General features: G+C 45.9%; 25 protein-coding genes, 1 pseudogene and 1 other annotated feature. Of the genes and pseudogenes, 14 read left to right on the top strand and 12 right to left on the bottom strand.

The annotated features are described in order from the left end of the window. Positions 1-83: 83 nt before the first annotated feature. The 4 genes and pseudogenes from ACX5J7_RS07110 to yoaA form a co-directional block, all read right to left on the bottom strand. Complete coding sequence (locus ACX5J7_RS07110; protein WP_498706616.1) at positions 84-740, bottom strand: Slp family lipoprotein; 657 nt, start codon at positions 738-740, stop codon at positions 84-86. Between the two features lie 385 nt (positions 741-1125). After that, the gene (locus ACX5J7_RS07105; protein ID WP_012518899.1) at positions 1126-1419 is read right to left on the bottom strand and encodes a hypothetical protein; all 294 of its coding nucleotides are present in this window, start codon (positions 1417-1419) and stop codon (positions 1126-1128) included. A gap of 110 nt (positions 1420-1529) precedes the next feature. Next, positions 1530-2240: a tRNA (adenosine(37)-N6)-threonylcarbamoyltransferase complex dimerization subunit type 1 TsaB gene (gene tsaB / locus ACX5J7_RS07100; protein WP_278383558.1), complete on the bottom strand. Its 711-nt coding sequence runs from the start codon at positions 2238-2240 to the stop codon at positions 1530-1532. A 78-nt stretch (positions 2241-2318) separates the two neighbouring features. Next, positions 2319-4240 (bottom strand): annotated as a pseudogene (yoaA, locus tag ACX5J7_RS07095) (DNA repair helicase YoaA). Between the two features lie 410 nt (positions 4241-4650). Between yoaA and ACX5J7_RS07090 the strand changes: the two are divergent. Both ACX5J7_RS07090 and ACX5J7_RS07085 read left to right on the top strand, forming a co-directional pair. Further along, complete coding sequence (locus ACX5J7_RS07090) at positions 4651-5316, top strand: EF-hand domain-containing protein (RefSeq protein ID WP_012518902.1); 666 nt, start codon at positions 4651-4653, stop codon at positions 5314-5316. A 144-nt stretch (positions 5317-5460) separates the two neighbouring features. Then, positions 5461-6063 carry a phosphatase PAP2 family protein gene (locus ACX5J7_RS07085; protein ID WP_012518903.1) on the top strand — a complete coding sequence of 201 codons (603 nt, stop codon included), beginning with the start codon at positions 5461-5463 and terminating at the stop codon, positions 6061-6063. A gap of 114 nt (positions 6064-6177) precedes the next feature. Here the strand turns inward: ACX5J7_RS07085 and ACX5J7_RS07080 are convergent, their stop codons facing one another. The 4 genes from ACX5J7_RS07080 to ACX5J7_RS07065 form a co-directional block, all read right to left on the bottom strand. Beyond that, on the bottom strand, positions 6178-6510 hold the full coding sequence (locus tag ACX5J7_RS07080; RefSeq protein WP_012518904.1) for a hypothetical protein: 333 nt from the start codon (positions 6508-6510) through the stop codon (positions 6178-6180). A 200-nt stretch (positions 6511-6710) separates the two neighbouring features. Beyond that, positions 6711-6929 carry a hypothetical protein gene (locus ACX5J7_RS07075; protein ID WP_012518905.1) on the bottom strand — a complete coding sequence of 73 codons (219 nt, stop codon included), beginning with the start codon at positions 6927-6929 and terminating at the stop codon, positions 6711-6713. A gap of 118 nt (positions 6930-7047) precedes the next feature. Continuing rightward, positions 7048-8352 carry an alpha-amylase family glycosyl hydrolase gene (locus ACX5J7_RS07070; RefSeq protein ID WP_278383559.1) on the bottom strand — a complete coding sequence of 435 codons (1305 nt, stop codon included), beginning with the start codon at positions 8350-8352 and terminating at the stop codon, positions 7048-7050. An 84-nt stretch (positions 8353-8436) separates the two neighbouring features. Continuing rightward, positions 8437-9345, bottom strand: coding sequence for a sulfite exporter TauE/SafE family protein (locus ACX5J7_RS07065; protein WP_498706610.1), 909 nt, complete (start codon positions 9343-9345; stop codon positions 8437-8439). A gap of 67 nt (positions 9346-9412) precedes the next feature. Between ACX5J7_RS07065 and ACX5J7_RS07060 the strand changes: the two genes are divergently transcribed. The 3 genes from ACX5J7_RS07060 to ACX5J7_RS07050 all read left to right on the top strand — a co-directional run bounded on the left by ACX5J7_RS07060 (position 9413) and on the right by ACX5J7_RS07050 (position 11110). Then, positions 9413-9979, top strand: a complete 567-nt coding sequence (locus ACX5J7_RS07060; protein WP_498706608.1) for a DUF2244 domain-containing protein — start codon at positions 9413-9415, stop codon at positions 9977-9979. Positions 9980-10127: 148 nt separating this feature from the next. Beyond that, on the top strand, positions 10128-10373 hold the full coding sequence (locus ACX5J7_RS07055) for a DUF6482 family protein (RefSeq protein ID WP_071959526.1): 246 nt from the start codon (positions 10128-10130) through the stop codon (positions 10371-10373). Between the two features lie 164 nt (positions 10374-10537). Next, positions 10538-11110 (top strand): lipid-binding SYLF domain-containing protein, encoded by a 573-nt coding sequence (locus ACX5J7_RS07050; RefSeq protein ID WP_012518910.1) that lies wholly within the window; start codon positions 10538-10540, stop codon positions 11108-11110. 156 nt (positions 11111-11266) lie between these two features. On the opposite strand, the gene ACX5J7_RS07045 is transcribed toward ACX5J7_RS07050, so the two are convergent. From ACX5J7_RS07045 to ACX5J7_RS07035, 3 genes are all read right to left on the bottom strand, one after another. Next, positions 11267-12307, bottom strand: a complete 1041-nt coding sequence (locus tag ACX5J7_RS07045; protein ID WP_498706606.1) for an MBL fold metallo-hydrolase — start codon at positions 12305-12307, stop codon at positions 11267-11269. Further along, positions 12280-14061 (bottom strand): TonB-dependent receptor domain-containing protein, encoded by a 1782-nt coding sequence (locus tag ACX5J7_RS07040; RefSeq protein ID WP_278383562.1) that lies wholly within the window; start codon positions 14059-14061, stop codon positions 12280-12282. Before ACX5J7_RS07040 ends, ACX5J7_RS07045 begins: the two co-directional genes overlap by 28 nt. A gap of 170 nt (positions 14062-14231) precedes the next feature. Beyond that, on the bottom strand, positions 14232-14477 hold the full coding sequence (locus tag ACX5J7_RS07035; RefSeq protein ID WP_012518912.1) for a hypothetical protein: 246 nt from the start codon (positions 14475-14477) through the stop codon (positions 14232-14234). 232 nt (positions 14478-14709) lie between these two features. Beyond that, positions 14710-14828 (top strand) — a sequence feature (His leader region). A 50-nt stretch (positions 14829-14878) separates the two neighbouring features. On the opposite strand from ACX5J7_RS07035, the gene hisG reads away from it, so the two are divergent. Genes hisG through hisIE form a run of 8 tightly spaced genes read left to right on the top strand, consistent with a single transcriptional unit; the run spans position 14879 to position 22019 of the window. Continuing rightward, positions 14879-15781, top strand: coding sequence for an ATP phosphoribosyltransferase (gene hisG / locus ACX5J7_RS07030; protein ID WP_342287530.1), 903 nt, complete (start codon positions 14879-14881; stop codon positions 15779-15781). Positions 15782-15794: 13 nt separating this feature from the next. Further along, positions 15795-17099, top strand: coding sequence for a histidinol dehydrogenase (gene hisD, locus ACX5J7_RS07025; RefSeq protein WP_498706605.1), 1305 nt, complete (start codon positions 15795-15797; stop codon positions 17097-17099). Next, entirely contained in the window at positions 17099-18178 is a 1080-nt protein-coding gene (gene hisC, locus ACX5J7_RS07020; RefSeq protein WP_498706604.1) for a histidinol-phosphate transaminase, read from the top strand. The genes hisD and hisC overlap by 1 nt, the downstream gene beginning before the upstream one ends. Beyond that, the gene (hisB, locus tag ACX5J7_RS07015) at positions 18175-19245 is read left to right on the top strand and encodes a bifunctional histidinol-phosphatase/imidazoleglycerol-phosphate dehydratase HisB (RefSeq protein WP_498706602.1); all 1071 of its coding nucleotides are present in this window, start codon (positions 18175-18177) and stop codon (positions 19243-19245) included. The genes hisC and hisB overlap by 4 nt, the downstream gene beginning before the upstream one ends. Then, entirely contained in the window at positions 19245-19874 is a 630-nt protein-coding gene (hisH, locus tag ACX5J7_RS07010; RefSeq protein WP_278344708.1) for an imidazole glycerol phosphate synthase subunit HisH, read from the top strand. Before hisB ends, hisH begins: the two co-directional genes overlap by 1 nt. Next, the gene (gene hisA, locus ACX5J7_RS07005) at positions 19874-20611 is read left to right on the top strand and encodes a 1-(5-phosphoribosyl)-5-[(5-phosphoribosylamino)methylideneamino]imidazole-4-carboxamide isomerase (protein WP_012518918.1); all 738 of its coding nucleotides are present in this window, start codon (positions 19874-19876) and stop codon (positions 20609-20611) included. The genes hisH and hisA overlap by 1 nt, the downstream gene beginning before the upstream one ends. Then, positions 20593-21405 (top strand): imidazole glycerol phosphate synthase subunit HisF, encoded by an 813-nt coding sequence (hisF, locus tag ACX5J7_RS07000; RefSeq protein WP_015067586.1) that lies wholly within the window; start codon positions 20593-20595, stop codon positions 21403-21405. Before hisA ends, hisF begins: the two co-directional genes overlap by 19 nt. Continuing rightward, entirely contained in the window at positions 21402-22019 is a 618-nt protein-coding gene (gene hisIE, locus ACX5J7_RS06995; protein WP_390608577.1) for a bifunctional phosphoribosyl-AMP cyclohydrolase/phosphoribosyl-ATP diphosphatase HisIE, read from the top strand. The genes hisF and hisIE overlap by 4 nt, the downstream gene beginning before the upstream one ends. A gap of 92 nt (positions 22020-22111) precedes the next feature. Here hisIE and ACX5J7_RS06990 read toward each other — a convergent pair whose 3' ends face one another. Continuing rightward, complete coding sequence (locus ACX5J7_RS06990) at positions 22112-22957, bottom strand: formate/nitrite transporter family protein (protein ID WP_490370004.1); 846 nt, start codon at positions 22955-22957, stop codon at positions 22112-22114. A 325-nt stretch (positions 22958-23282) separates the two neighbouring features. On the opposite strand from ACX5J7_RS06990, the gene ACX5J7_RS06985 reads away from it, so the two are divergent. Then, on the top strand, positions 23283-25421 hold the full coding sequence (locus ACX5J7_RS06985) for a methyl-accepting chemotaxis protein (RefSeq protein ID WP_498706600.1): 2139 nt from the start codon (positions 23283-23285) through the stop codon (positions 25419-25421). The last annotated feature ends 28 nt before the right edge of the window (positions 25422-25449 follow it).

Raw genomic sequence — 25449 nt, 5'->3', positions numbered from 1 at the left:
GCAACTTATTGCCAGCTTTAGTCCATACTTGCCTTTAAAATAGAAAAAGGCGGCAATAATGTGCCGCCTGTAAGCAATATTGTTTACTTCTGTTTATCTTTTCGAAGCGGCTGACTCGTCGACTTAGTACTGCTTTTACTTGCATCGCTGTTGCGAGTAGGAAGTTTGGCTTTACTAGGTCCATTCTCGTAGCGAATTACCCGTGTACGATTAAAGTGAGGGTACATCCACGGCCCGTTAAACCGATAGAAAGGCGAATACCAGCCCGTATGGTAGTTAAAGAAATAAGTGTTTACATCGTAAACCTGCTGTTTTCTCCACATGTGGTAATCGTCGGCAATAATCGTCGGATAAATATAAGGTTGTTCGCCCACCATACCCGCTGTTGGCGCCGTTATAGTACCGAGGAACGTTGCCGAACGGCCTTCTTCAAAGACAATAGGATCGACAAAGCCGTCAATTTGAACCTTAAAGCGTCCAGAGGTCTCGCCATTTGTTCCCGGCTTACCGTAGTGATTTAGCGGAAAATGAGCAAGTTCGATAAGCGTTTGGTTCGGCTTGTTCTCAACCCCCACAATTAAACCGCCCCAGCGCGCTTTTTGGCCTTGAGCACTGGCGCCTGATGTGACAGCTTTGGAATAGCTCACTAATTGTGTGCCTTCTGGTACATCAATACTATCAGGTACAATGGTACAGCCTGCGAATATAAAGACTGCTAGTAAAACAAAATAACGAGACATTAAAGCGCTCCTCTGAACCCTAGAAAAATGCTGCATTTATATGGCAATCAGCCAAAACATACCATGGGTATAACGATAAAGACCAACGTAATTTCTTTAATAAACTTACACGCACTTTGTCGTATCTCTTTAAGCTGAAAAGAAAAAACAGACTTTAGTAACCTAAACATTAGCACTTATACGAAACGACAACCACTGTCGTTCAAGTACAATGTGTACATAAATTGGCGTAGTTACCTTTAGAGATATCTTAAGTGAGTTTGTTCAATAAAAGCGCCGGGGTTTAACGGATTGTTAGAATTTTCGAAGAGATTAAGTGTAGTTGCCTAACCAAACGTGAAGATACAGGTTACCGAACGTTCGCCAGACTTTTATTTAGCAATGGCTAAGCGTAGATATCTACCCCGAACATAGACTGAATAGACTCGCGCTGCTGTTGCTTTTCAAAACTGGTGTAAGAGGCTATAGCATTTTGCGAATAGGTATTGCCCTCTTCGCGAATAAATTGTTGGTAAGCCTGAGCGTTATTTGTACCTTTTTCATCAGGCGCGACAACAATCGCCCTAGCAGACGCTTCATTTTGCCCTTTACTTTGTTGTTCAGGGTCTTTGTTAATTTTAGCAACACGGCCTTGCGATGGCTCGGAAGACGGTAACGCGAAATTATTATTAATAATCATACAATTTCAGTGAGGCAAAAATCGTACCACTGGTTTTTTATACGAATCTGGCCATGGGCGGGCTGGAGGCTAGGCTATCGCCCGCCGTTTCCACCACGCCCGCTGTCATTTTACTCTCTGCCCGGCAGCTTTTTCCACGTCACTTTATCACGCAAGTAAACGGGCTCTACATTGACGGCTTCAAATACATTGCCATTCTCACTTGCTGTCACCGCTAACGTAAGCATGTACTGCGCGTTTGGTAGCGTCACTTCTTGCGACATTGCTACAGCGCTATTCGAACGCCATTCGGTAAGCTTATCGTATGCTGCCCACCCGGTACCGGCTGTAATGACGCTAACGCCGTGCCCAAGTGCATTAAGTTGGTCAATAGCCACCTCTGGAGGACACACCTGCTCATCAAGACGCAGAGTTACCCCCTTGTCTGTTTGCGAATAAACGGCGAAATACACTTCGTCCATACGGGCGTCAGAGGCCACAGCGATTAGCGCATCTTTGTCCATGCTTTTCGTCGCAGCTTCACAAGCCATGGCTTCTAGCGTACTAACGCCAGCAACCTTTAGACCTGTACCTAAAGCTAAACCTTGAATCATGCCTGTCGCAATGCGAACACCGGTAAAACTGCCGGGACCTCGTCCAAAAGCCAGCAACTCTATGTCGCTCAGGCCGACATTAGCTTCTTTCAACACGTCATCGACCATAGGAAGTAAACGTTGGCTATGTTGCTGTGGGCATATTTCAAAACGGGTAATTACACGCTCGTTATATTGCAGCGCAACCGAACACGCTTCGGTTGCAGTGTCTATCGCTAAAATATTCATGTATTTCTCTTGTGTTGTATAACCTAAGTTCAAGCATTGTGTTTCAACACACGTAACACTCAAGCCTAGGGCTTTAACTTAGGCTTCATCAATGCCGGCTAAAAATTTTTCTACTTCGTCTAAACTTCTGGTGCGCTTCATGTCAGGCAGACTGCCAACAAAGGTTTTCGCGTAGGGCTTGGTAACCAAACGGTTATCACAAATAACCAGTACGCCCTTATCTGACGGGTCTCGAATTAAGCGCCCTGCTCCCTGCTTTAGCGTAATAACAGCCTGAGGGATCTGTATAACACCAAACGGGTTTGCGCCACGCTTTTTAACGTCTTCCATACGGGCCTGAAGCAGCGGGTCGTCCGGTGATGCAAAGGGCAATTTATCAATCATGACACAAACAAGGTCATTACCGCGTACGTCTACCCCTTCCCAGAATGCCCCCGTGCCCATTAACACCGCTTTTTCATCAGCAAGATAGGCATCCAACAGTGCTTGTTTTGTTGTAGTACCTTGTACTAGCAGCGGGTTGTCTACCTCATCCTCCAGCTTTTGTGCAATTTCTCTAAGCATCGCATGGCTGGTAAACAGTAAGAAGCAGCGACCACGACTTGCTTTAATCAACCGCTTGGCCGTTTCGAGAAGCGTTTCCCGCATGGCATAACTATTGGGCTCTGGTAAATAACGAGGCACACAAAGCATGGCTTGTTCGGGGTAGTTAAATGGGCTGTCTAACCCTAAGGTTTCAGCATCCTCTAACCCCATTCGACGCTGGAAGTGATCAAATCCACCATTGACCATTAGCGTTGCCGAGGTAAAAATCCACCCGCGAGGGGGAGATGACACAAACCGTCTAAATTTGGCCGCTATCGACAATGGCGTGAGGTGCATGATCAAATGACGTTGCGTAGTTTCATACCATAAGCTGACATTTTCTTGCTTATTGTCACTGAGCGCGTCTAGCTGCTCTCTTGCAGCCACAACCCGTTCATACATATTGTCTAAATCTTTATCGCGCCCGATATGCAGCTTACACACCTCGTGCAGCACGCCAAGGGCTTCAGCAAGTTTACCTACCTGCATACGCACATCATCTCGGTCTAATGCCTCTGCCCAGTTGCCGCGCTCTGCGGTATCGGGAAACAGCAACCGTAAGTCAGAAGCAATCATTCTGCACTTGTCGGCGGCTTTATCTAGTTGACCCGCATCTTTCAATACGGTCCTAAACAACAAGGTGATGTCTTTCGCGATATCGTGAATTTGCCGTGTTGAAAGCGATTCACCAAAATAGTCGCTGGCAATATCTGGAATTTGGTGCGCTTCATCAAAGATGATGGCATCGGCCTCGGGAATAAGTTCTCCAAAACCGGTATCTTTTAGCGCCATATCGGCAAAGAAAAGGTGGTGGTTAACCACGATAATGTCGGCATCCAGCGCCTTTCTGCGCGCTTTAACCAAATAGCAGTCTTCGTAGTCAGGGCAGTCCCGGCCTAAGCAATTATCCACGGTAGACGTCACTAACGGCAGTACTCGGGCATCTTCTGGCAGCGTTTTTAACTCGCCCATATCCCCGGTCTTCGTGGTGCTCGACCAACGCTTAACTTCTGAAAGCTGCCCCAACACGTCTTTTTCAACCAGCGTAGAATTGCCGCCGTGCTGCGCAAGCCGGTGAAGACAAAGGTAATTGGCGCGGCCTTTTAACAGTGCGGTTTTACGCTTACTGCCAAGCGCGCTTTTTTAACGAGGGGGAGATCGCGATGAAAGAGCTGTTCTTGAAGGTTTTTCGTGCCGGTCGAGACAATCGCTTTGCCATCGCTCAATAAAGCAGGCGCCAAATACGCAAACGTCTTTCCCGTACCTGTACCTGCTTCAACAATTAAACTGCCCGTGGTTTCAATGGCATGCTTAACGGCTTTAGCCATTTCAGTTTGTGCTTCGCGAGGCACAAAGCCTTTAATAGCACTGGCAAGAAGGCCATCTGAAGAAAATACATTGTTTATTGTGGGCATGGTTTAAGCGCTGTCATTACTTTTCTATTCTAAGCCGCGCATTATGCCAAAAAGCCTATTGAATGCCCATTAAAGGTTTTCACTTTACATTGAGGTGGTCTGCTTAACCGCGCATTTTCTAAAACGCGAAAAAACACACGCGCTTAACAGGTTCGTTGGGCCTCATCAGCAAAAAAGCATTCAGCTTTCGATAAGCGTTAGCGTTTGATTTTTTGTTAACAACTACCGGGTAACTTTTTCACAACATGCTATAGAACTCACAAAGTTGTTTCTTCACACTCCACCACAAAAAACCGCTAAGCAATTGTTATACATTGAATTAGTGCACATGGTACGCGCCGTGAATAGCCTATTATGAACGCTTTCCTCCGTTTTAACGCAGTATGGAGGCCACAAACAAGGAGTAAGATATGAAAAAGTTAACGATTGCTACATTGATAACTACAGCCCTTTCTGCTGGCGCTTTTGCGGGTGAAGAACTTGATAAAATAGACACAACATTTGCAGATTTAGATAATGACGATAATGGGTACATCTCTCGCGAAGAGGCTGACGACGATGAAATATCTGATCATTTCGCAAAAATAGACGCTAACTCAGACATGCAGCTTTCTGTAAAAGAATTCAACACCCATGTTAAGAAGCATCCTCAGCATTTCGACGATGAAGTTGTTGCTTCTGCACAGTCAATGAAAGCGAGTATGAGAAGCCAAGGTACGATGGAAACCGATGTTAACGTTGACACAGATGTAGATGAAGTGGTTGCTGCCACGAAAGACAAGAGACTCACGCATGAGCTTCGCGCTAAGAGTGAATTAAAAGCGAATGGCGAACTGATGGAGAAAAACGTTGACGTTGCCGCTGACAATGCAGTGACTGCCGACAAAACAGTAATTGCCGTAAATCAATTTGAAATGATGGATGCAAACAGTGACGGTGAACTGACGAAAGCGGAAGCATCTCGTAGTGGTGTAACGCGCAACTTCGACAAGATTGATGCGAATGACGATGAGCTCATCACCCGTACTGAATACTCTCAATACCAAGCTGAGACGAAGGATAGTTCAGATGAGTAGTTAAAAAGAGCAATGAGTTGTTGGAATAGGCCGCCACTGCGGCTTATTCCGCATCCATAAACTATTACTTGTCATTTCAATATTCACCGATTCGACCTACAGAAGTTTATAACGACTTCGACACAAAACGTTTAAGGAATATATATGTTAGCGTCCACAGGAATGAAAAGTTGGCTTGCTTATAAGACGTTGAGAAAGCTAAATACACGAAGCGTCTCGTCTCCCTCAAGCCAAGATAGTCTCATTGCTTCAAGCACATTGAGTAAAGTGACAACGCCACCGTCAGTAGCAGCCGCAACAGGCGCGGCTTATACGCTATCAAAACTAACGAACACGCCGAAACTTCAGCGTTTTTTGTTGAAATCCACCCTGTCAGCTTCAGCCGCAGGGCTGTTAAACGCAGGCCTTAAAAGGCTAATTGGCCGAAAGCGCCCACGCGCTGATTCAGGGACGGAATTCAAAGGCCCAGCGCTAAAAGATAAATTTAACGCGATGCCCTCAGGCCATGCCTCTGCCGTAGCGGCGGTAGCAGGCAGTATACCTCGCTCGTCAGGCCCATTGCTATTGGCGTCAGCCGCAGGCTTAGCTGCCACCGCGGTAATAGGAAAGTCGAGGACTAAACGAGACGCGCACCATTTGTCAGATGTTTTAGTCGGGAGCTGCTTGGGCTTTGGTGTAGCCTATGCCGTTTCCAAGTTGGAAAAGCCTGTGGAAAACGAGGTTAAGCGGCTTACTGAAACACATTAACAATGGGTTTCATCGCTAGCGCTGTATTCATGTATTGGTTTATTACTGTGCCCTATCTATTGGTGGGGCAATGCTACGCGAACCAGATTACATGCGCCTTATCGAGCAAAATGCTTAGCGTTCAAAAAACTCATCAACTAAATCCGCCAGTGCTTCTTCTAACGACTCTTCAAAGGTCTCTTTATCAATATCAAACCGTGCAAGGTATTTTTCAGCATTTTCTTGAGACACCATCGTGTTTTTCATCTGGTATTCAAGCTCGGGTAATGACTTATCGTACCGGGGTTTAATAGTCCAACGTAAACAGTGGCCATGATGGGCTTTGAGTTTTTGCTTAGCAAAGACACAAAACTCTTCTACATAGTCGGCACCTTGTGGGCCAAGACAACCCGGCTCAATACGATACATAACCAGTAATTTTTTATAAAGCGGAAGCCGATTTTCCATTTTATCTCTGCATAAATTAAAGGCTTAAGTATCGGAAATATTTGCTGAATTTGCCACCTTTTAGTATCTGACGTTAACATTTCTTTACCTATCGGCCGAAGGCTTTAGCTTCTTTCTGATACAAAAAAAGAAAGAAGCCCAAGCAAAATGCGCGTGATTGTATAAAGGAAAGCGAGGAAGCGTAGCGCGTAGGTTCCGCGCTAAGACTCAGGGGTTGCTTCGATGACATCGACAATTTCGCTATTTCCGCTTAATCGTGCGAGATCAATTAAATAGCCCTTCTCTAGTTTGTCCAAAGACTTGCCGTTAAGCCTTGCCTTTACTTCAGCCACATCGCCATTGGCTATTGAGGTTTTTAGCGCGGCAAAATTACCTAATGAGCGGTCTGTTTCATGTTCATCCGTTGTGTTAGCTGCCATGGTTTCTCCTTAAATAGAACTTGTTAAATGAAGCAAGATTGTATTGCTTTGTTTTTTGTAGTTCTGTTTGGCGCTTCTCGATCAAACTTCCGTTCGCCCTGTGGTGAAGTCGACTTGCTTAGGCGACCCAAATGTCAAACTGCCAAGGCCCTAATTCAAGTGTTGTTTGCGACGAAAACTTGCACGTAGCGCTGCCTTTCCAATAACAATATTCGCCTTCAAACAATGGCTCTTCGAAGGTGACATTGACCGCCTCTTGTGAAAAATTAATAATAACGAACACTTTTTCATGCTCGTTATGGCGCACGAAGCTGAACACCTTATCCATTTTGGAGTTAGGAACTTGGGTCATTCTTGCACCAAATTCTCCGTTTCCTAATACACTTTTAGATTTTTTGAGCGCGATTAATTCGCGGTACAAGTCGCCAGTTTCATGGTCTTGCCATTCGATGGGGTCGCGCTCAAAAAAGGCGAGCCGCTTGTTTTCTCCCGCTTCTTGACCATTGTGGATTAGGGGCATGCCCTCTCCTATGACTGAAAGCGCGATACAGGCATCTAATGCTTCACCAAACTGTTCGTGCTGTGTACCGTCCCACGCATTCTTGTCGTGATTACTTACGAAAGTCATTCTGTAGGCTGACTGAGGCCAGCTGCGCTCGTTCCAAGAGTAGTACTTGCGCAACCTGTCTAGAGAGCATCGGCCATGGGCAAGTTCATGCAAGGTTTCATTCCAGCTCCATGCGTAGGTCATATTGAAGGCATGCTCGTGAAGGTCGCGGTTTTCCCATTCTGCAAGCATAAACACCGGTCTAATTGCATTTAAAGTAGATACGGCCTGTTGCCAAAAGTCATTAGGCACATAACCCGCTACATCACATCGAAAGCCATCGATATCGAACTTTTCTACCCAATAACACAAGGCGTTGATCATGTATTTGCGCAAACCGATTTGTTCAAAGTCGAACTCGATGATATCACTCCAGTCCCACCAGGGTGACGGGCGAAAGTCGCCCTTATAATCTTTGGCATACCACTCGGGATGCTCTGACGCTAATGGGTTGTCCCACGCACTGTGATTTGGCACCCAATCAATAATCACTTTAAGCGATAAGCGGTGCGCTTCATCCACTAACGCGCGAAAATCCTGTTCACTGCCAAATTCAGGGTTAATACCTAGGTAATCTTTCACCGCATACGGGCTGCCAAGCTCACCTTTTCGATTTTGCTCACCGATTGGATGAATGGGCATTAACCAAACAATATCTGCACCGAGAGACTTAATATGCGCTAACCCTTTCCTCACCCCCTCGAAGTTTCCTTCTTTTGAAAACTGCCGCGTGTTCACTTGATAAATCACGGCGTGGGATGACCACTCAGGCTGCATGACTTTGTAGCGCTGCTGGGGTTGAGGATTGATGTCCATACTATCTTTCCTTCTTTAAATTAATTAGCTCTTTTTAACGCCTTGCCTACCGAGAAGTCATCTTCAGATAAAGGCAACGCTCGCTTAGAAGATAGGTAAACTGGTAATACCTAACATTAGTACCCATATGCCGAAAAAAAGTTTTAGGCGCTGTACAGAAAATGCTAACACCACATATTTAGCAATCATGCCGCCAACAATGGCGCCCGCGCCGGCAAATAACACCACCTGCCACACAATGGACTCGCCAATGAACGCGTGGTAAGGCAGCGCACTCCATACCGTAAACGCTGACAAGACGACCGCGATAGCAATGGACATAGTTATGTTAAAGCCCCGAATAATGAGGTATACCGCAACTAACTCACCCACGCCAACAGAGAGCCACGCGGTAATAACGCCACCTAAAAAACCAATAAAGGGCAACCCTAGCAGGTCTTTATTTTGCAGCTCTTTTTCAAAGTGCGTGCGTTTCATTAACGGAATCGAGGCAAAGATAGCCAAGGCTAACACGATAGAAAAGCTGCCAAACGCAATGTGAAGGTTATTTGCGCCTCCCCATAAGTGCTCAAGTAGCAGGTTACTTTGGGAGGAATATTGCGCAAACCCTACTCCACATATAGAAGTGGGGATAGTAAGCATAAGTGCGCTTGGTAATGCCTTCCAATAGTTGTCATGGCTATGTTGCTTTTTGTAATAGTGGGCCCACGTCAATGCGCCTGCTGTCATGCCGCAGCATTGAATAGCAAAACTGGTGGCAACCACGCTTTGGGACGAAAAGGACAAATAATTAAAAAAGGGGACAAACACCACGCCGCCGCCCGCTCCTGTGGCGTTGGCAAATATGGCCCCTATCACACCTAACCCGCTAAAAAGTCCAAATTCTTTTATAAGCTGGAACGGCGTGGGCTGAGACAGTAATAAGCCTAACCATACGCACAAAAGTAAAGCCACTATAAACTTAACTGCATTTTGTTTTTTAAAAGAGATCACACTTTTCCTACGAATCATCATCACACATTGACAATTTTTGAATGCTTAACACTCGACAACGTCTAGCATGTGTACAAAATTCGAACTATTGTTAAAAATCTGCGTAAAAGCTTTTGCTTACTCGCTTAACCTACACAACATTTCGAAAAACATGGTTGAAGTATCTACATTTGAGCAACAGGTGCAACTGCATCTTTCGCCGAATCGCTCAGCAACATGGCAACAAACCAAATACCTTATAGCGGTATTTGCACTCTTTATCAGCACTATCGCTATTGCATGGGCAATTGTTGGTGCTTGGGTCATATTGCCCTTTGCAGGTGTAGAGGTCGGTCTTCTGGCTTTCATCATGTACATGGTGTCGAAAGCCACCTACCAATGGCAAACGCTATTAATATCTCAACAAAGTATCACCGTGTACTGCTCAAACGGAGTGCAGTTGTGCTTTCCTCGTTACGATACCTCGCTGTATTTTTTTGAAGACCTTAGCAAGAAGCGTTTGCCGCGCTTAGTGCTACAAAGTCATCTTCAGCAGTTTGAAGTGGGCGCATTTTTAAATTCAAGTGACAAGCAGCAGGTGCACGAACGGTTAAAACAAGCGGGCGTGTTGATATGTACAAACAAGTGGTGGTAAACACCGGCTCATTTATTCTCACCTTATGGGTAATTTATTAATTTACGCGCCCATGTATGACACAAAATTAATGATCAATACACCGGATTTCGACTAATTAATTATAGAGCGCTCGCAACGTTAGCAGCGACACTAAGAGGGCAACCCCATGAATTTATACATTGAGTCATTAGAAGGCGGTAACTACCTTGCTTCAACGGGAATGGGCGCTACGCGAACATTAGTCCGAGATAACAAATCTCAACCCAAAACCTTTCACTGCCTCAACGAAATTAGAGAGCATTTTCATACGAAGTCCTTTGAACACGTGTGGCTACGTCAAAGCACGCCCTATGAAGAGATGGTTGGACAGACCGATCATCCGGGAGCATTAGAGCTTGAAATTGAGTGGTAACTTTATCTAGTTGTCCGCGGGTAACAACTTAAATACACGACTTAGCATACTTTTTGCGTAATAAGCATGTAATTAAAAAAACATCGGGGTTTTATTGAATTTTAAACGGTGAAAGCGGTCTTTCATCATAGAATAGGAAACACCGGCATGCTTAGGAGAATTGCATGAAAATAAGTAAGTTAGCTATTAAATCAGTATTTTTAGCCGCGGTATTAGCGCTAACCGCATGCGCGTCAATGGGAGATGGTACTGTCGCTGAAAAGCAACAAGCTATTCTCGATATGCAGGAGAATGCCTTAGCTCGCCTTTACACTGAAAAACCTGATACTCGCTCTCAAATAAGAGATGCGGCGGGTTACGCCGTGTTTACCAATGCTAATATTAACGTCTTTTTCGTGGCGGCAGGCACGGGGTACGGCGTAGTAAATAACAATGTAACTGGCGAAAAAACCTATATGAACATGGCTGAAGGTGGTGTTGGACTTGGTTTAGGCGCAAAAGACTACCGTGTTGTCATGGTGTTCCATACGCAAAAAGCAATGAAGTATTTCATTGAAAATGGCTGGACCGTAGGCGGTAATGCAGACGTTGCTGCAAAAGCGGGGAATAAAGGGGCCTCTGCTGAAGGTGAAGGGTATTTAGGAAACGTAACGGTTTATACCATGACCGAAAGCGGCCTAACGCTTCAGGCTACGGTAAAGGGTACCAAGTTTTGGGTTGATAAGACGCTAAATTAGGCTGCAGTGAACGCGCCCGCAACATTTGCGCTTATGATTTTCGCAATGGGCCTGGTCAGCGCAAGAAGGTTTAGTGTCAAGAAACCCCGTTTTCTTTAAACGTAAGCGAACGAGAGAGAGCCTCTCTCGTTGCTAGTGACCTACCGCGTAAATAGACTATTGTGAGCGCGTTTCTTCAATATGCATCCATTGGGCTCGCGTGCAGTTTTCTAAAAGGCTAAACGCTTTTAACACAACGTCTTTCCCTTGAACAAAAGGATGTGGAGCCCCTTCGGATCTGTTAGACAAATTGTCCAGTTTCTGTCGTGTTCCCGCACGGCCAGGATGGTTCGACAAAAATACGTCGATATTTTGCGCTAAAACGCGTGTTTGCATTTGCGAAGCCGAGTTAGTGTATGCCTTGATCCTTGGCACATCCGGCCCGTAGTTTAGCCCTGTTCCTCCCCATAGAACTGCGCGGTGCTGTTCATCCCCATCAGTGACAGGAAATACTAAGGTGAGCGTGCCTGGCGTATGGCCCGGCGTGACATACATACTCAACTGTGTGCCGTTTATTGTTAACACATCACCATCGTTAACTACCATGTTTCTTTGGGGCTTATTTCCCCATCGAAAGCTGGCGAACCGGTCTTTTTCAAGTACATTGAATTCTACTTCACTCATTACAATACGCGGTGAATAGCGTGATTTTATAAATTCGAAGCCGCCGTAGTGATCGCCGTGACCGTGGGAAATAATTAAATGGGAAACCGGCTTGTTGCTAAGACCAAGCGCCGCTAACCCATTCACAATATACTTTTCTGCTTGCTCGTCGCTGTTTAACGCATCAACCAAAACAATGCTTTCGCCGGTATCAATAGCCCAGCTTGCTACGTTGCCGGCGCCAACGTAGTAAAGGTTGTCGAAAACTTGCTGCGGTGCAATGTGCCGACGGTTTTTGCCCTCGCGGTTTGAACGGCTCTTTTTACCGTCACGATGCAGCCTTTTTTTTCCTTCGCCATCAAGCCTGAACATGTCGCGAGGTAATTCACTGATATCGCACAAACTCGCTAAACCCGGAAAGTGCTCTGCACTTGCTAAGCCTTTTTGGGCATAGTCTTCGGCACTTAGCGCTGCCCCTGCAACTGCATTAGCAGTTACGCCTAGCAATAATAAGGCAAAGGTGGCCTTTAAAACGTCCAATTTAACCCTAACCATAGCCTTCTTCCATCTTCGACATAACCAAACTCCTCGTATCGCATTGTTTTATCAAACGCATTATACAACCCTGTTTGTAACTTTATATTCCTTGTGAGTTTCGTGTTATAGCCAATATCGAATACACCTACACCCGGAGAAAGTATAGAGCGTGATGATACAGACGTAAGGGCAGTTTCTTCGCCCCTCACTGTCCAACGCGACCAAATTTCTCCCGTTTCAGAAAGTCGGTAAGTGGTATTAAGGGTAAATAAATGTTTAGGTTGCTGAACTAACGGCAGGCCCTCGTTAGCCCCCGTTTTTTGCTCTGAGCGAGTGTAACTGTAGGCGCCGTTAAACGACCAGTTTCCTATATTGTATCTGGCAGCAAGCTCTGCACCGTAAGACTCAACCTCATCTATGTTAATGTTGTAGCGGTCAGTGTCATCTAAGCAAACGTCCAATTCGCATGTAGCTATCGCAATCTTATCGTCAAAGTCGTTGTGAAACGCGGTGATACTATATTCAAAACCATCGTCACCTGAGAAGTAGAGTGCAATTTCTTTGTTCACCGTGGTTTCCGGCGATAAAGCTGGATTGCCGTAAATGTTCCCGCCCCGGCTTTCTTGTACCCATCCTTCAGCCATTTCACGCAACTCAGGCGTGCGATAGCCCGTTGATACTCCGCCTTTTAACACCCAATTATCGTTAATATTGTAAACCGCATAAGCACGGGGACTTACCTGAGAGCTAAATTGCTCGTTATCATCAAGTCGAAGCCCGAGAGTAAACGCAAGTTTATCCGTAAGTCGCCATTCATCTTCGCCGTACACCGACCACTGGCTGTTTTCAATATTTGTTGCATCGCCACTGTTTGTATCGAAGTCATCGAGCGACTCTTCTAAAAACTCAGCGCCAAGGGTAACCATATGGCTTTCATTGAGTATTAAAGACCATTGGGTGTTCGCAACAAGGTTATCGATAGTGATATTCCGCCCTACATTCTCAACCGATTCTTGCTGCACATAACTTCGAGAGGTCAAGTCTTTATACTTACCTTCGTGGGTCAACGCATAGGAATGACGCTCGCTCTCTGTTTCTGACAACGAGTTGCGCTCTGGTAGCGATTTACCCGGTGTTGAGGTACGCGTCTGGTCTTGAAGAATATATTCAAAAGTCAGGGTGTCTGTGGTGTTTGGGGTTAAGTGAAACGCGGTTCGCATATTGCGCAATTCTTTTTCTGCATAACCGCGCTCAATATCATCTTCTTCACGCTTTTGGTACAAACCACTGGCAGTAATGCTCAATAGGTTTTCAATTAACGGGCCCGAAAACGCAAGTTGAATTTGGCTATCGGCGCCACTATCGGAGTTTTCTTGAATTTTGATTTCAGCGCGTAAATTGCCACTCCATTTCCTGTAGTTTTTACGCGTAATAATATTAATTACGCCGCCCATGGCATCTGAACCATAAAGGGTAGACATAGGGCCACGCACAATTTCAATTCGCTCAATACTATCAAGAGGCGGTAACCAGTCTTGTTCATATCCCCCACTACCATTTGGCTGTGACTCTCGCCCGGTCTGCTTTTTGCCGTCTACCAAAATAGTGGTGTACTGAGCGGGTAGACCGCGAACACTGATGTCTTGTCGGTAGCCACCGCCTGTCACCGTAACGCCCGGTACATCGCGAAGCGCGTCGGTAATATCTTTGTACGCGCGCTGCGCTAGTTGTTTTCTAACAATCACACTCACCGACGCAGGTGCTTGAGACAAGAGTTGCTCGAAGCCCGAAGCAGTGACGGTGATATTTTCAATCTTATCTTGACCCGTAGCTTGCGCTAATGCCTAACTCGCCTTGAGCATCTAACATAATGCTGTATATAAATAGGCAGCGATAAAAAGTCCGCCCGCACCCTTAAGGCCCGTGGTAAGGAAGGAGCAAACTAAACATCTACATCGATGTGTTTAAGAAACCCCTTATCGTTGTCTTGGTCTTTGTTTTTTTCTTTCGTGTTGTTATTCGTGCTTTCTACAATCTCAGTTCGCTTTATATCTGGCAACTGATCATGGTCGTCTTCAGACACATGCTCTGTTTTTTTTGTCTTTTGCACTTTTTTCACGCGCTCATCGACTTCCACCGGTACTTTCGTATTGCGAGGTAAAATAGGAAACAGTAAGTCATTACTCATGCACCCTCCTAAAGATAGTAGTTTGCTCTATTAATTTTATCGGCCTTTTTGTGCCGGTCTTTACAGATCAAAACGAGTTCATAACGAATTGTTTTATTATATACACATTAAATTAGAGTTAATGTGCCAAAAGAGTTCACTTTAACCTTGCAAATCCTAATTCAAAACGCTAATGTTTCAGCCGTTCAAAATAAGGAATAAAAATTTTCAAAATGATTAACTGCGCGACGAAACATCACCACCACCACAAAGCATAACCTTTCAGGTTCGTGCTGGAAGGTCTATGTATCCTTCCAGTGGCGCAGATAAAACAAATTCTCGACCCTCGGAAGGAAACTTCCGGGGGTTTTTCGTTTTAGGCGCAATCAAAAGTTAAAACACAACGTGTAAGGAACGTTTCAATGAGTAACAGCAAAAGACTTCGAATTGCCGTACAGAAATCAGGTCGATTGAGCGATGACAGCATTGCCCTACTGAAAGCTATAGGCATTAAACTCAATATTCGTGATCGCCTGCTGATTGCGCATTCTACGAACCAGCCTATTGATTTGCTTCGCGTGCGTGACGACGATATTCCAGGTCTTGTTATGGATGGTGTAGTAGACCTAGGCTTTATTGGCGAAAACGAGCTAGAAGAGAAAATGCTAGAGCGGAAAGCTGCGGGCAAGCCATTCGAATATGAAGTACTGCGTCGTCTAGACTACGGCGGCTGCCGCCTGTCTATAGCGGTACCTAATGAGATGGATTATCAAGGAATCCAGTCGCTAGAAGGCAAAAAAGTAGCAACAACTTACCCCTACCTACTTGAGCGCTACTTCAAAGAACAGGGCATAAATGCAAAGGCTGTAATGCTACAAGGTTCTGTGGAAGTGGCCCCACGAGCAGGTGTAGCTGACGCTATCTGTGACCTTGTATCTACCGGTGCAACCCTTGAAGCTAACGGTCTTGTTGAAAAAGACGTTATTTTCCGCAGTAAAGCGGTACTTATTAAGCGCGCTGATGGCGAGCTTAACGACGAGAAAGAAACACTGGTTAACCGACTAATGCCACGTGTTGATGGCGTATTACTAGCAAAAGAAAGCAAGTACATCATGCTACACGCACCAAAAGCGTATTTAGAGCAGGTGAAAAGCCTACTTCCAGGTGCTGAAAATCCTACGGTTCTACCACTTGCTGGAAATGAAGAACAAGTTGCTATCCACGTTGTTTCTACAGAGACCTTGTTCTGGGAAACCATGGAGAAACTTAAAGCCCTTGGTTGTAGCTCTATTCTTGTAATGCCAATCGAAAAAATGATGGGCTAAAAGGCAGGCAATTATGATTACTTGGTCATCTCTTTCGGTAAATGAGAAAAAACAGGCGCTAGCCCGCCCGGCTATGGCCAATAGCCAACAGTTAAAGCAGACCGTGGGCGACATTATCGCCCGCGTTGAAAAAGAAGGCGATGAGGCAGTACTTGATTACACACGTAAATTTGACTGCCCAGACTTAACTAGCCTTGTCCTTTCACAAGAAAACATTGATGCTCTTGCTGCGAAGGTAACGCCAGATGTAGCAAGTGCTATCGATACTGCGTTCAACAACATAAAAATGTTTCACGAAGCGCAAATGCCTAGTGATATCGCGCTAACCACAACGCCTGGTGTTAAATGCGAGCTGCGCTTCACCGCCCTTGATGCAGTGGGTCTTTATATTCCAGGCGGCAGCGCTCCACTTCCATCAACCGTATTGATGCTAGGCGTACCTGCATTGGTGGCGGGCTGCGAAAATAAGCTACTTTGTACTCCACCAAACAAAGAACAGCTTATCGCGCCTGAAATTGCGTATGCGGCCAGAAAATGCGGCATCGACAAGATCTTCTTGTGTGGTGGTGCCCAAGCAATCGCCGCTATGGCCTTGGGAACAGACAGCGTTCCTCAAGTAGATAAGATTTTTGGCCCGGGTAACAGCTTTGTGACTGAAGCTAAACAGCAAGTAAGCCAACGTGCCGATGGTGCAGCTATTGATATGCCGGCCGGCCCATCAGAAGTGTTGGTACTTGCTGATGAGTTCGCAAACCCTGAGTTTGTAGCGGCCGACCTGCTTTCCCAAGCCGAGCACGGTCCAGACTCGCAGGCTATTTTGGTGTCTAACAGCGCTACACTTATTGAAGAAGCAAAAGCCGCGGTTGAACGTCAATTAGCAACCCTATCTCGCGCTGAGATTGCCCGCCCTGCTATGGAAAATGCGCGTTATATTTTGGCTGATTCCATTGAGCAAGCCATTGAAGCAAGTAACGCCTACGCTGCTGAGCACTTAATTGTACAAATAGAGAATGCCCGTGATTGTTTGCCAAAAATTAAATACGCAGGCTCTATATTCCTAGGCCCGTGGTCACCAGAATCTGCAGGTGATTACGCGTCGGGCACTAACCACGTACTGCCAACCTATGGCTATGCTAAGAATTACTCTAGCCTTGGATTATTAGACTTTATGCGTCGCTACACTATTCAAGAACTAAGCGCAGACGGCATGCGTAATTTAGGCCCTGCGATTATGGCACTTGCAGCTGCCGAGGGCTTGGATGCACACGAACAGGCCGTTGCACTTCGCATGCAGGCACTTAAGCAAGGAGACGCCTAATGTCGGCACTTATCGATAACCTAATTAACGAAAATTTAGTGCCGCTAAAGCCGTATGAATCGGCTCGTCGCTTGTTTTCAGGCGGTCAAGACTGGCTTAATGCCAACGAGTCACCTTATGCCAACGAATACAGCGTAGATAGCAGTAACTTTAACCGCTATCCGTCATGTCAGCCCGAAGCGGTAGTCAGTGGTTACGCAAACTACACAGGGCTCGACAAATCGCAGCTTATAGTTACCCGCGGCGCAGATGAAGGCATTGAGTTGCTTATTCGCACCTTCTGCACGCCGGGTAAAGACAGCATTCTGATATGCCCGCCTACCTACGGTATGTATGCAATCAGTGCTGAAACCTGTGATGTGGGCATTAAGAAAGTGCCGCTTAACGACGACTTTAGCCTTAACGTGAATGCTGTATGCGCTGAAGATGACGTTAACGTGATTTTCATCTGTGCGCCAAATAACCCAACCGGTACGCCAGTTGCTCATGAAGACATTAAAACCGTGCTCAATCACTTTGCCGATAAAGCACTCGTTGTTGTAGATGAAGCGTATATTGAGTTCGATGCCGACAATACGTGGGCAAATGAAATAAACAACTATCCAAACTTGGTGGTACTTCGTACGTTGTCTAAAGCGTTTGCTCTTGCCGGTCTTCGCTGTGGTTTTACACTTGCTCAGGCACCCGTCATCCAAGCACTACTTAAAGTGATAGCGCCCTATCCCATTCCAGAGCCAGTAGCGCAGATTGCTGCACAAGCATTGTCGGCTGAATCGCTAACGTTACTTGAGCTTCAGGTGGCTACTATTAACCGGGAAAAAGAGGCCCTAGCCGAAGCGCTGGAATCTATCGAAGGCTTTGAATTAGTGGGTGATAGACGAGCAAACTTTATCTTATTCCGCTACGCAAAAGCGCAAGCCCTAATGCAGTACTTGGTAAGCCAAGGCATGCTTATTCGCGATCAATCAAAACAGCTTAACTTACAAAACTGTTTACGCGTAAGCATAGGCACTGAAGAGCAAAACCAGCGTTTAATGCAGCTAATTAACGAATTTAAAAATAATGAGGACGCGGCATGAGTCAGCAAGCCATTTTATTTATTGACCGCGACGGTACACTCGTAGAAGAGCCGCCAGTAGATAAGCAATTAGATAGTTTAGAGAAGCTTGTTTTCGAGCCAAACGTTATTCCTGTGCTACTTAAACTAAAGGCAGCTGGGTTTAAACTCGTGATGGTAAGTAATCAAGACGGCTTGGGTACAGACAGTTTCCCGCAAGAAGACTTCGACAAGCCACACAATGCCATGATGGCCATTTTCGAAAGCCAGGGTGTAGTGTTTGACGACGTGCTTATTTGCCCGCACTTCGATGCTGATAACTGCACATGCCGCAAACCCAAGCTTGGCTTAGTACAAGAATACCTGCAGCAAGGCAAAGTGGACTTCACTCGTTCGTTTGTTATTGGTGACAGAGTTACCGATGTACAGCTTGCTGAAAACATGGGTATTCGCAGCTTTCAGTACAACCGCGAGAGCTTAAACTGGAATGATATTCAGAAAAGCCTGTTAGCATCGTCACGCATTGCCGAGGTCGTGCGCACGACCTCTGAGACCGACATTAAAGTGCGTGTTGATTTAGACTCGCAAGCCAAGTCGACCATTCAAACTGGCATGGGCTTTTTTGATCACATGCTAGATCAGATTGCTACCCACGGCGGGTTTGAACTTAACCTAACCACAAACGGCGATTTACACATTGACGACCACCACAGTGTGGAAGACACCGCCCTAGCATTAGGTGAAGCGCTTAAAAAAGCACTAGGCGACAAGCGCGGTATTGGCCGCTTTGGTTTTGCCCTGCCGATGGATGAGTGCCGTGCTGAATGTATCATGGATATTTCAAACCGCCCTCACCTTAAATTCGACGCTGAATTCAGTCGTGATCAAGTGGGTGAAATGGCTACTGAAATGGTGCCACACTTTTTCTATTCACTGGCGCAAAGTATGGGGCTATCGCTTCACCTTTCCACTAGCGAAGGGAACGCTCACCACCAAGTAGAAAGCTTGTTTAAAGTATTTGGGCGCGCGCTTCGTCAGGCGATTACTCGCCAAGGTGATGCGCTACCAAGCAGTAAAGGAGCCCTGTAATGTCAGTGGTAAACACCAGCCAGCGACAAAAAATAGTAATTGTAAATACTGGCTGCGCGAACATCTCATCGGTACGCTTTGCCCTTGAACGTTTAGGCGTTGAAGTTGATGTATCAGATGATGTGAAGGTCATTAAAAGCGCAGACAAAGTGTTCTTACCTGGCGTAGGCACTGCGGCTGCGGCTATGGCTAGCATTAAGCAAAAAGCCTTGGCTGATACACTACAGACGCTAACTCAGCCCGTGCTAGGTGTATGCTTAGGCATGCAGCTAATGGTAGAAACCAGTGCTGAAGGTGGTTTTCAGGGTGCAGGCAACATCGACTGTTTGAACCTTATGCCAGGTCATGTGGCGCGCATGGAGTCAAAAGGTGTACGTTTGCCTCATATGGGTTGGAACACAGTCGCTCATAAAGAAGAAAGTTTATTTAAGGGCATCCCACAAGATACCTACTTTTATTTTGTTCATAGCTTTGCTGTGCCGGAATACGAGCACACGCTAGCTAGCTGCACCTATGGCAAAACGTTTTCTGCGGCGATAAATAAAAACAACTTTTACGGGGTGCAATTCCACCCAGAACGCTCTGGCGAAGCCGGAGCCCAACTACTGACTAATTTTGTGAATCTATAATGATTATTCCAGCGATAGATCTTATTGACGGACACGTAGTACGCTTATATCAAGGTGACTACGAGCAAAAAACCCAATACGAACTGGACCCTGTAGAAGTGGTTCACGACTATGCCGACCAAGGCGCAACCTGGCTACACATTGTTGACCTTACTGGCGCTAAAGACACCAGCAAACGTCAGCTAGAGTTGATTAAATCCATGGTGGATACCAAGCGCATGCAGTTTCAAGCCGGCGGCGGTATTCGCAGTGAAGAAGAAGTTGCGCAGCTGCTTGAAACCGGTGTGAGCCGCGTAGTAATTGGCTCGCTAGCGGTAAAACAGCCAGAACTTGTAAAGTCTTGGGTAGAGAAATATGGCCCTGAGCGCATTGTGCTGGCCCTTGATATCAATATTAACGAAAGCGGTGAAAAGCTTATTGCGACGCACGGCTGGCAGGAAAACTCAGGCGTAGCCCTTGAAGGCTTGCTTGAAGACTTCGCTACAGTTGGCGCAAAGCATGTGCTATGTACTGACATTAGCCGCGACGGTACGCTACAAGGCGCGAACACAGAGTTATACCAAGAGATGGCGGCGCGTTTTCCTAATGTAAGCTGGCAAGCTTCTGGTGGTATTGGCAGCATTAACGACATCGAAGCACTTAAGCCCACTAACGTTGGTGGCGTAATTTTAGGTCGCGCCTTACTTGAAGGTAAGTTTACCGTGAAGGAGGCTATCGCATGCTGGCAAAGCGCATAATTCCCTGTTTGGATGTACGCGACGGTAAAGTCGTTAAAGGCGTTCAATTTAGAAACCATGAAATTATTGGTGACATCGTGCCTCTTGCCGAGCAATACGCGAAAGCGGGGGCCGACGAGTTGGTATTTTACGATATCACTGCAAGCTCTGATGCCCGCGTGGTAGATAAAAGCTGGGTGAGCCGTATTGCACAGGTCATTGATATACCGTTTTGCGTAGCGGGCGGTATTAAGAGCATTGAAGACGCTGGGCGCATTTTGGAAATGGGCGCAGATAAAATCTCGATTAACTCCCCTGCCCTTAATAACCCCGAGCTTATTAATCAGCTTCATGATGTGTACGGTCAGCAGTGCGTAGTAATTGGTATCGATAGCTTCTACAACGAAGCGACTGATCAATACGAAGTGTACAAATTTACCGGTGATGAGGCCCGCACACAGAAAAGCCAGTGGCAAACCATCGATTGGATAAAAGAAGTGCAGTCACGGGGCGCAGGTGAAATTGTGCTTAACTGCATGAATCAAGATGGCGTGCGCAAAGGCTATGACGTAAAGCAGCTGAAAGCCGTGCGTGACGTATGTGAAGTACCGCTAATCGCCTCTGGCGGCGCTGGCGAAATCGCCCATTTTACTGATGTGTTTCAGCAAGCTGATGTAGATGGGGCGCTAGCCGCTTCAGTATTTCACAAAGGCATCATCAACATTGATGAGCTAAAAGCAGAATTAACCAGCAATGGCGTTGCCATGCGTAAGCGTCACGGTTTAACGGCGCAAGCAAAAGGAGTAAACCCGTGATCATTACTAATGAGAACAGCAATAAATTAGCGTGGGACAAAATGGATAACCTGCTACCTGCTATTGTGCAAGATGCACTATCTGGCAAGGTATTGATGCAAGGTTACATGGACCAAGACGCATTGGCGAAAACCCTTGAAACGGGCAAAGTGACATTCTTCAGCCGTTCAAAACAGCGTCTTTGGACCAAGGGTGAAACATCTGGTAACACGCTAGATTTAGTGAGCGTTGCTTGTGACTGCGATCAAGATTCACTGTTGGTACTTGCCAACCCTAACGGCCCGACATGCCACACTGGTGTTGAAAGCTGTTGGTTCGACGGCAACACACCAGCCTTTACGTTTCTTGCAGATTTAGAGCGTGTATTGGCTGCCCGTAAAGACGCTGACCCTAAAAGCAGCTATACCGCTAGCCTTTACAATAAAGGCATTAAGCGCATAGCGCAAAAAGTGGGTGAAGAAGGCGTAGAAACCGCACTTGCGGCTACAGTTCACGACAAAGAAGAGCTTAAAAACGAAGCCGCTGACTTGTTGTACCACTTAACCGTATTGCTTCAAGCCAGCGATATGTCGCTAAACGATGCACTTAATGTGTTGCGCGAGCGTCATAAATAAATCGCTAAATGAGTAAGCCGTGTTAGAAAATGCCCTTATTACTTCTTTGTGTAAGGGCATTTTTCATTTACCGCTCTGTTTTATCGTTCTACTTACCGCTCTATCTCTCGCACAACTTGCCCATAGGCTAATAACGCGAATAACCCTGTTCCGCCTACAATATTACCCATCAAGGTTGCACCAATTAAAGCGACAGTTTCAGCAACACTAATATGCCCTTGAAGCACGAGTAAAAAGAGCTCTGTTGAACCGGCAATTACGTGGGTAAAATTACCGATGGCGATAAGGTATGTGAAAATGACAATCATCAACACTTGAGAATGTTTCACCGATGGCTTCATCCACACAATAGCGGCAATAATAAAACCTGAAGTTATGCCATAAGAAAACGCTTCTGAAACGCTGAATTCGGCGTAGTGTTTAGAAATGGCCGTCATTCCCACCACCAGCTCGGGAGGTACGGCCTGCAAGGTATAACTGAATACCGCAGCCAAAAATGTACCTACCATGTTAGCGGCAAACACAATCAGCCATAATCTTGCTATACAAAACGACATATTCACGGAAGGCTTGCTAAGAAGCGGTAAGATGACCGATAAGGTATTTTCAGTAAATAGCTGAAGCCGCCCCACTATTACTAAAACGAAACCTACGGTATAGCCCAAATTTTCTATTACGAACTGGTATTGGGAGTCTTTAAATAAGTGATGCAAGATCCCTTCAGCTAAAATGGAAAGCGATATGCCGATACCTGCCGCTACGCCTGACCACCATAAAGACATCATGGGTCGCTGAAGCTCTTCTAATCCCTCGCGATGCACAATGGCATAAAGAGAAACTGAATTTAAGCTTTGGTTGTCCCTTACATCTTGTTCTTCGGTATGGCTCAATGCCACGTCCTTTTCTCTTTTTTTTGATTGCTGCGATTTTTCAGCCATCAATGCCTCCAGCATAGTCCAGTAGGCTCACGCCCTACATTAAATCAGTAATAGACTGGTACGTGTGGCGCCCTACATTTCGGTCACATTCACCTGCATTGCCTTTGCGTATTAAAATCAATACCAAGGTACAAGACACGAAACCTTACATTAAAAAACAATGCGTTTTTGCTCGTGTATCATCCGCGGTCGTAATTATCAGGATTTGTTTTTTACTTATCCGATTACAACTTTGGTAAACATCGAACGCTTTACCATTTTAAGTATTAGCGGTAAGCGCACTTTCTTACATCACTTGTCCACTCACAAACCACGTTGTTTCTGTATGAAAAAAAGCCACTCACTATCTTCTAAGCTTATGTCTGTTGTCGGCATGCTTTTTGTTTTAATCGCTCTGGTATTTATTGGTGTCAGCTATGCTTTGCTTGACCGCACAGAAAGCGAAATAGGACAGCATGTTAATACCGAAGTCGTCAGTCAAATACAGAAAACAGTATCTGCCAAAGCGTCTCAATATGCGGCGCAAACGGAAGCCTTAATAAACAGTGCCCATTTTCTACCTTACACGTTGGCGAGCCAGTTAAGCGCGAGCATTGAAGCGAGCGACGCTCTATCGCTAAGTCGCGAACAAACGCAACGTTTAGTGAAAAGTGTATTGAATACCGGCACAACGTCTAGCATGTACGCTCAATTCGAAACTAACTTATTTGATGGAAAGGCTGAAGCCAACAAAACCGGTAAGATACATTCAACGCCCGGGACAGGAAGCTTTGAAGTTTATTTTATTCGCAGTAATAACGGCTTGGCAGAGCAGGTCCCGATTACTGACCCAGAGTTAAAACACGACACAAGGTTAGATGAGTTTGGGTTTCGAGCAGCAGAATGGTATTTGTGCAACAAGGAAACCCGTAAGCCGTGCGTATCTAACCCCTATCAATACGAAATTCGCGAGGGCTATACGGAATTAATGACCAGCTTGACCGTACCGGTTATAGCCAATAATCAATTTCGTGGCGTGGTAGGTACTGACCTTAACCTGCCAATCATTCAAAAGCGTGCAGAAAACCTTAAAGCGTCGCTTTACAACGGTAATGCAGAAGTTTATGTAATAAGCCAAAATGGCTTAGTGGTTGCCGCTACTAACGCGACAAGCAAACTCGCTCGTCCTTTTTCCGAGGTATTTGCTGACAAAGCCAAGTCTGAAACATTGCTAAGCGCTAATAAACAAGCAGGGCTTCTTGAAAACGACGGGATGCTCTATGTATCAGAAGATATTGATTTAGACTTAGCTGGTGTGAAGTGGAAAATGATTGTCGGTGTCAGTAAAGCACATGCCATGGCCCCTGTCACATCTCTTGAAACCATGATTTCGACTGCCGTGACTTCGCTATTAACGACTCAATTTATTGTTGCTGTGGTGTGCACGGTAATTGCGCTTGTTTTGGTCTTTTTATTTACGAAAAGTATTATTCAACCCGTGCGACAGGTGGCAGCGCGAATGGAAGAACTCGCTGGCCAAGGTGGTGACCTTACTCAAGATATTCACGTTCATTCTCACGCAGAGCTCATTCAATTAAGCGAAGCGTTTAATCACTTCAAAGAAAGCGTGCGTGAAATGTTAGATCAAGCCAAGCAATCGTGTTCACACGTCATTGAGCAAAGCGGAGAAACACAGGCGCACACGCAGAGCACTAATGAACTAATACAAGTTCAACAAGCGGAAATAGACAGCGTGGTGACCGCCATAACGGAAATGTCGCAAACTGCACAGGAAGTGGCAAGGACGGCTGCAGATGCGGCCAATAATGCAGACAACGCTACCGATTCGGTCAAACAGACAGAAACGGAAATCTCTGAAGCAACACGCTCGGTGGTTGACCTATCGCAAGAAATGCAAAACGCGTCAACAGCAGTGCAAGCCGTTTCTCAGCGTAGTGCAGATATTAAAAAGATACTCGACGTTATTGGTGCTATTGCGGATCAAACCAACCTATTGGCGCTCAACGCGGCCATTGAGGCGGCTCGGGCAGGAGACAACGGTCGCGGATTTAGTGTGGTTGCTGACGAAGTACGCTCTCTCGCCTCTAAAACGGCAGAGTCTGTAGAGGAAATTGGCAATGTAATAACGGCCCTTCAAGGCGAAGTTGACCATACGGTAGAGACTATCTACTCAGGTAGTCAAAAAGCCAATGATGCATCTCATCGCTCGCAGTCTGCACTCGATAAAATGCAAACTACCGTACTTCAAATCGGTGAAATTAGCGAACGCATGACACAGATGGCTGCAGCTGCAGAAGAGCAAAGCCAGGTTAGCGAGGAGTTAAACAGAAACATGGTGGTGATTGGTAACGCCACGTCTGAAGTTGCAACCAACTCAGAAGCATCAGCGGCTAGCTCAAAGGCTATAAACAACGCAGTCAGTAAATTAGCAGCGCTTCTTGCAAAACTCAAAACGCATCAATAGCACACAACATTGCTACTAAGGCCCGTAT

It is taken from the genome of Alteromonas infernus, from assembly GCF_902705815.1.
Note: the sequence above shows the minus strand (reverse complement) of the source record. Positions and strands in the feature narration are given on the sequence as shown.

What these genes read in the sequence shown, in the direction of transcription:
- ACX5J7_RS07080 (WP_012518904.1), bottom strand. Translation starts at nt 6,510, where the DNA reads ATGGAAAATCGGCTTCCGCTTTATAAAAAATTACTGGTTATGTATCGT.
- ACX5J7_RS07070 (WP_278383559.1), bottom strand. Translation starts at nt 8,352, where the DNA reads ATGGACATCAATCCTCAACCCCAGCAGCGCTACAAAGTCATGCAGCCT.
- hisH (WP_278344708.1), top strand. Translation starts at nt 19,245, where the DNA reads ATGTCAGTGGTAAACACCAGCCAGCGACAAAAAATAGTAATTGTAAAT.
- hisA (WP_012518918.1), top strand. Translation starts at nt 19,874, where the DNA reads ATGATTATTCCAGCGATAGATCTTATTGACGGACACGTAGTACGCTTA.
- ACX5J7_RS07055 (WP_071959526.1), top strand. Translation starts at nt 10,128, where the DNA reads ATGAATTTATACATTGAGTCATTAGAAGGCGGTAACTACCTTGCTTCA.
- hisC (WP_498706604.1), top strand. Translation starts at nt 17,099, where the DNA reads ATGTCGGCACTTATCGATAACCTAATTAACGAAAATTTAGTGCCGCTA.
- ACX5J7_RS07110 (WP_498706616.1), bottom strand. Translation starts at nt 740, where the DNA reads ATGTCTCGTTATTTTGTTTTACTAGCAGTCTTTATATTCGCAGGCTGT.
- hisF (WP_015067586.1), top strand. Translation starts at nt 20,593, where the DNA reads ATGCTGGCAAAGCGCATAATTCCCTGTTTGGATGTACGCGACGGTAAA.
- hisB (WP_498706602.1), top strand. Translation starts at nt 18,175, where the DNA reads ATGAGTCAGCAAGCCATTTTATTTATTGACCGCGACGGTACACTCGTA.
- hisD (WP_498706605.1), top strand. Translation starts at nt 15,795, where the DNA reads ATGATTACTTGGTCATCTCTTTCGGTAAATGAGAAAAAACAGGCGCTA.
- ACX5J7_RS07050 (WP_012518910.1), top strand. Translation starts at nt 10,538, where the DNA reads ATGAAAATAAGTAAGTTAGCTATTAAATCAGTATTTTTAGCCGCGGTA.
- ACX5J7_RS07035 (WP_012518912.1), bottom strand. Translation starts at nt 14,477, where the DNA reads ATGAGTAATGACTTACTGTTTCCTATTTTACCTCGCAATACGAAAGTA.
- ACX5J7_RS07075 (WP_012518905.1), bottom strand. Translation starts at nt 6,929, where the DNA reads ATGGCAGCTAACACAACGGATGAACATGAAACAGACCGCTCATTAGGT.
- ACX5J7_RS07105 (WP_012518899.1), bottom strand. Translation starts at nt 1,419, where the DNA reads ATGATTATTAATAATAATTTCGCGTTACCGTCTTCCGAGCCATCGCAA.
- ACX5J7_RS07085 (WP_012518903.1), top strand. Translation starts at nt 5,461, where the DNA reads ATGTTAGCGTCCACAGGAATGAAAAGTTGGCTTGCTTATAAGACGTTG.
- tsaB (WP_278383558.1), bottom strand. Translation starts at nt 2,240, where the DNA reads ATGAATATTTTAGCGATAGACACTGCAACCGAAGCGTGTTCGGTTGCG.
- ACX5J7_RS07090 (WP_012518902.1), top strand. Translation starts at nt 4,651, where the DNA reads ATGAAAAAGTTAACGATTGCTACATTGATAACTACAGCCCTTTCTGCT.
- ACX5J7_RS07060 (WP_498706608.1), top strand. Translation starts at nt 9,413, where the DNA reads ATGTGTACAAAATTCGAACTATTGTTAAAAATCTGCGTAAAAGCTTTT.
- hisG (WP_342287530.1), top strand. Translation starts at nt 14,879, where the DNA reads ATGAGTAACAGCAAAAGACTTCGAATTGCCGTACAGAAATCAGGTCGA.
- ACX5J7_RS06990 (WP_490370004.1), bottom strand. Translation starts at nt 22,957, where the DNA reads ATGGCTGAAAAATCGCAGCAATCAAAAAAAAGAGAAAAGGACGTGGCA.
- ACX5J7_RS07045 (WP_498706606.1), bottom strand. Translation starts at nt 12,307, where the DNA reads ATGGTTAGGGTTAAATTGGACGTTTTAAAGGCCACCTTTGCCTTATTA.
- ACX5J7_RS06985 (WP_498706600.1), top strand. Translation starts at nt 23,283, where the DNA reads ATGAAAAAAAGCCACTCACTATCTTCTAAGCTTATGTCTGTTGTCGGC.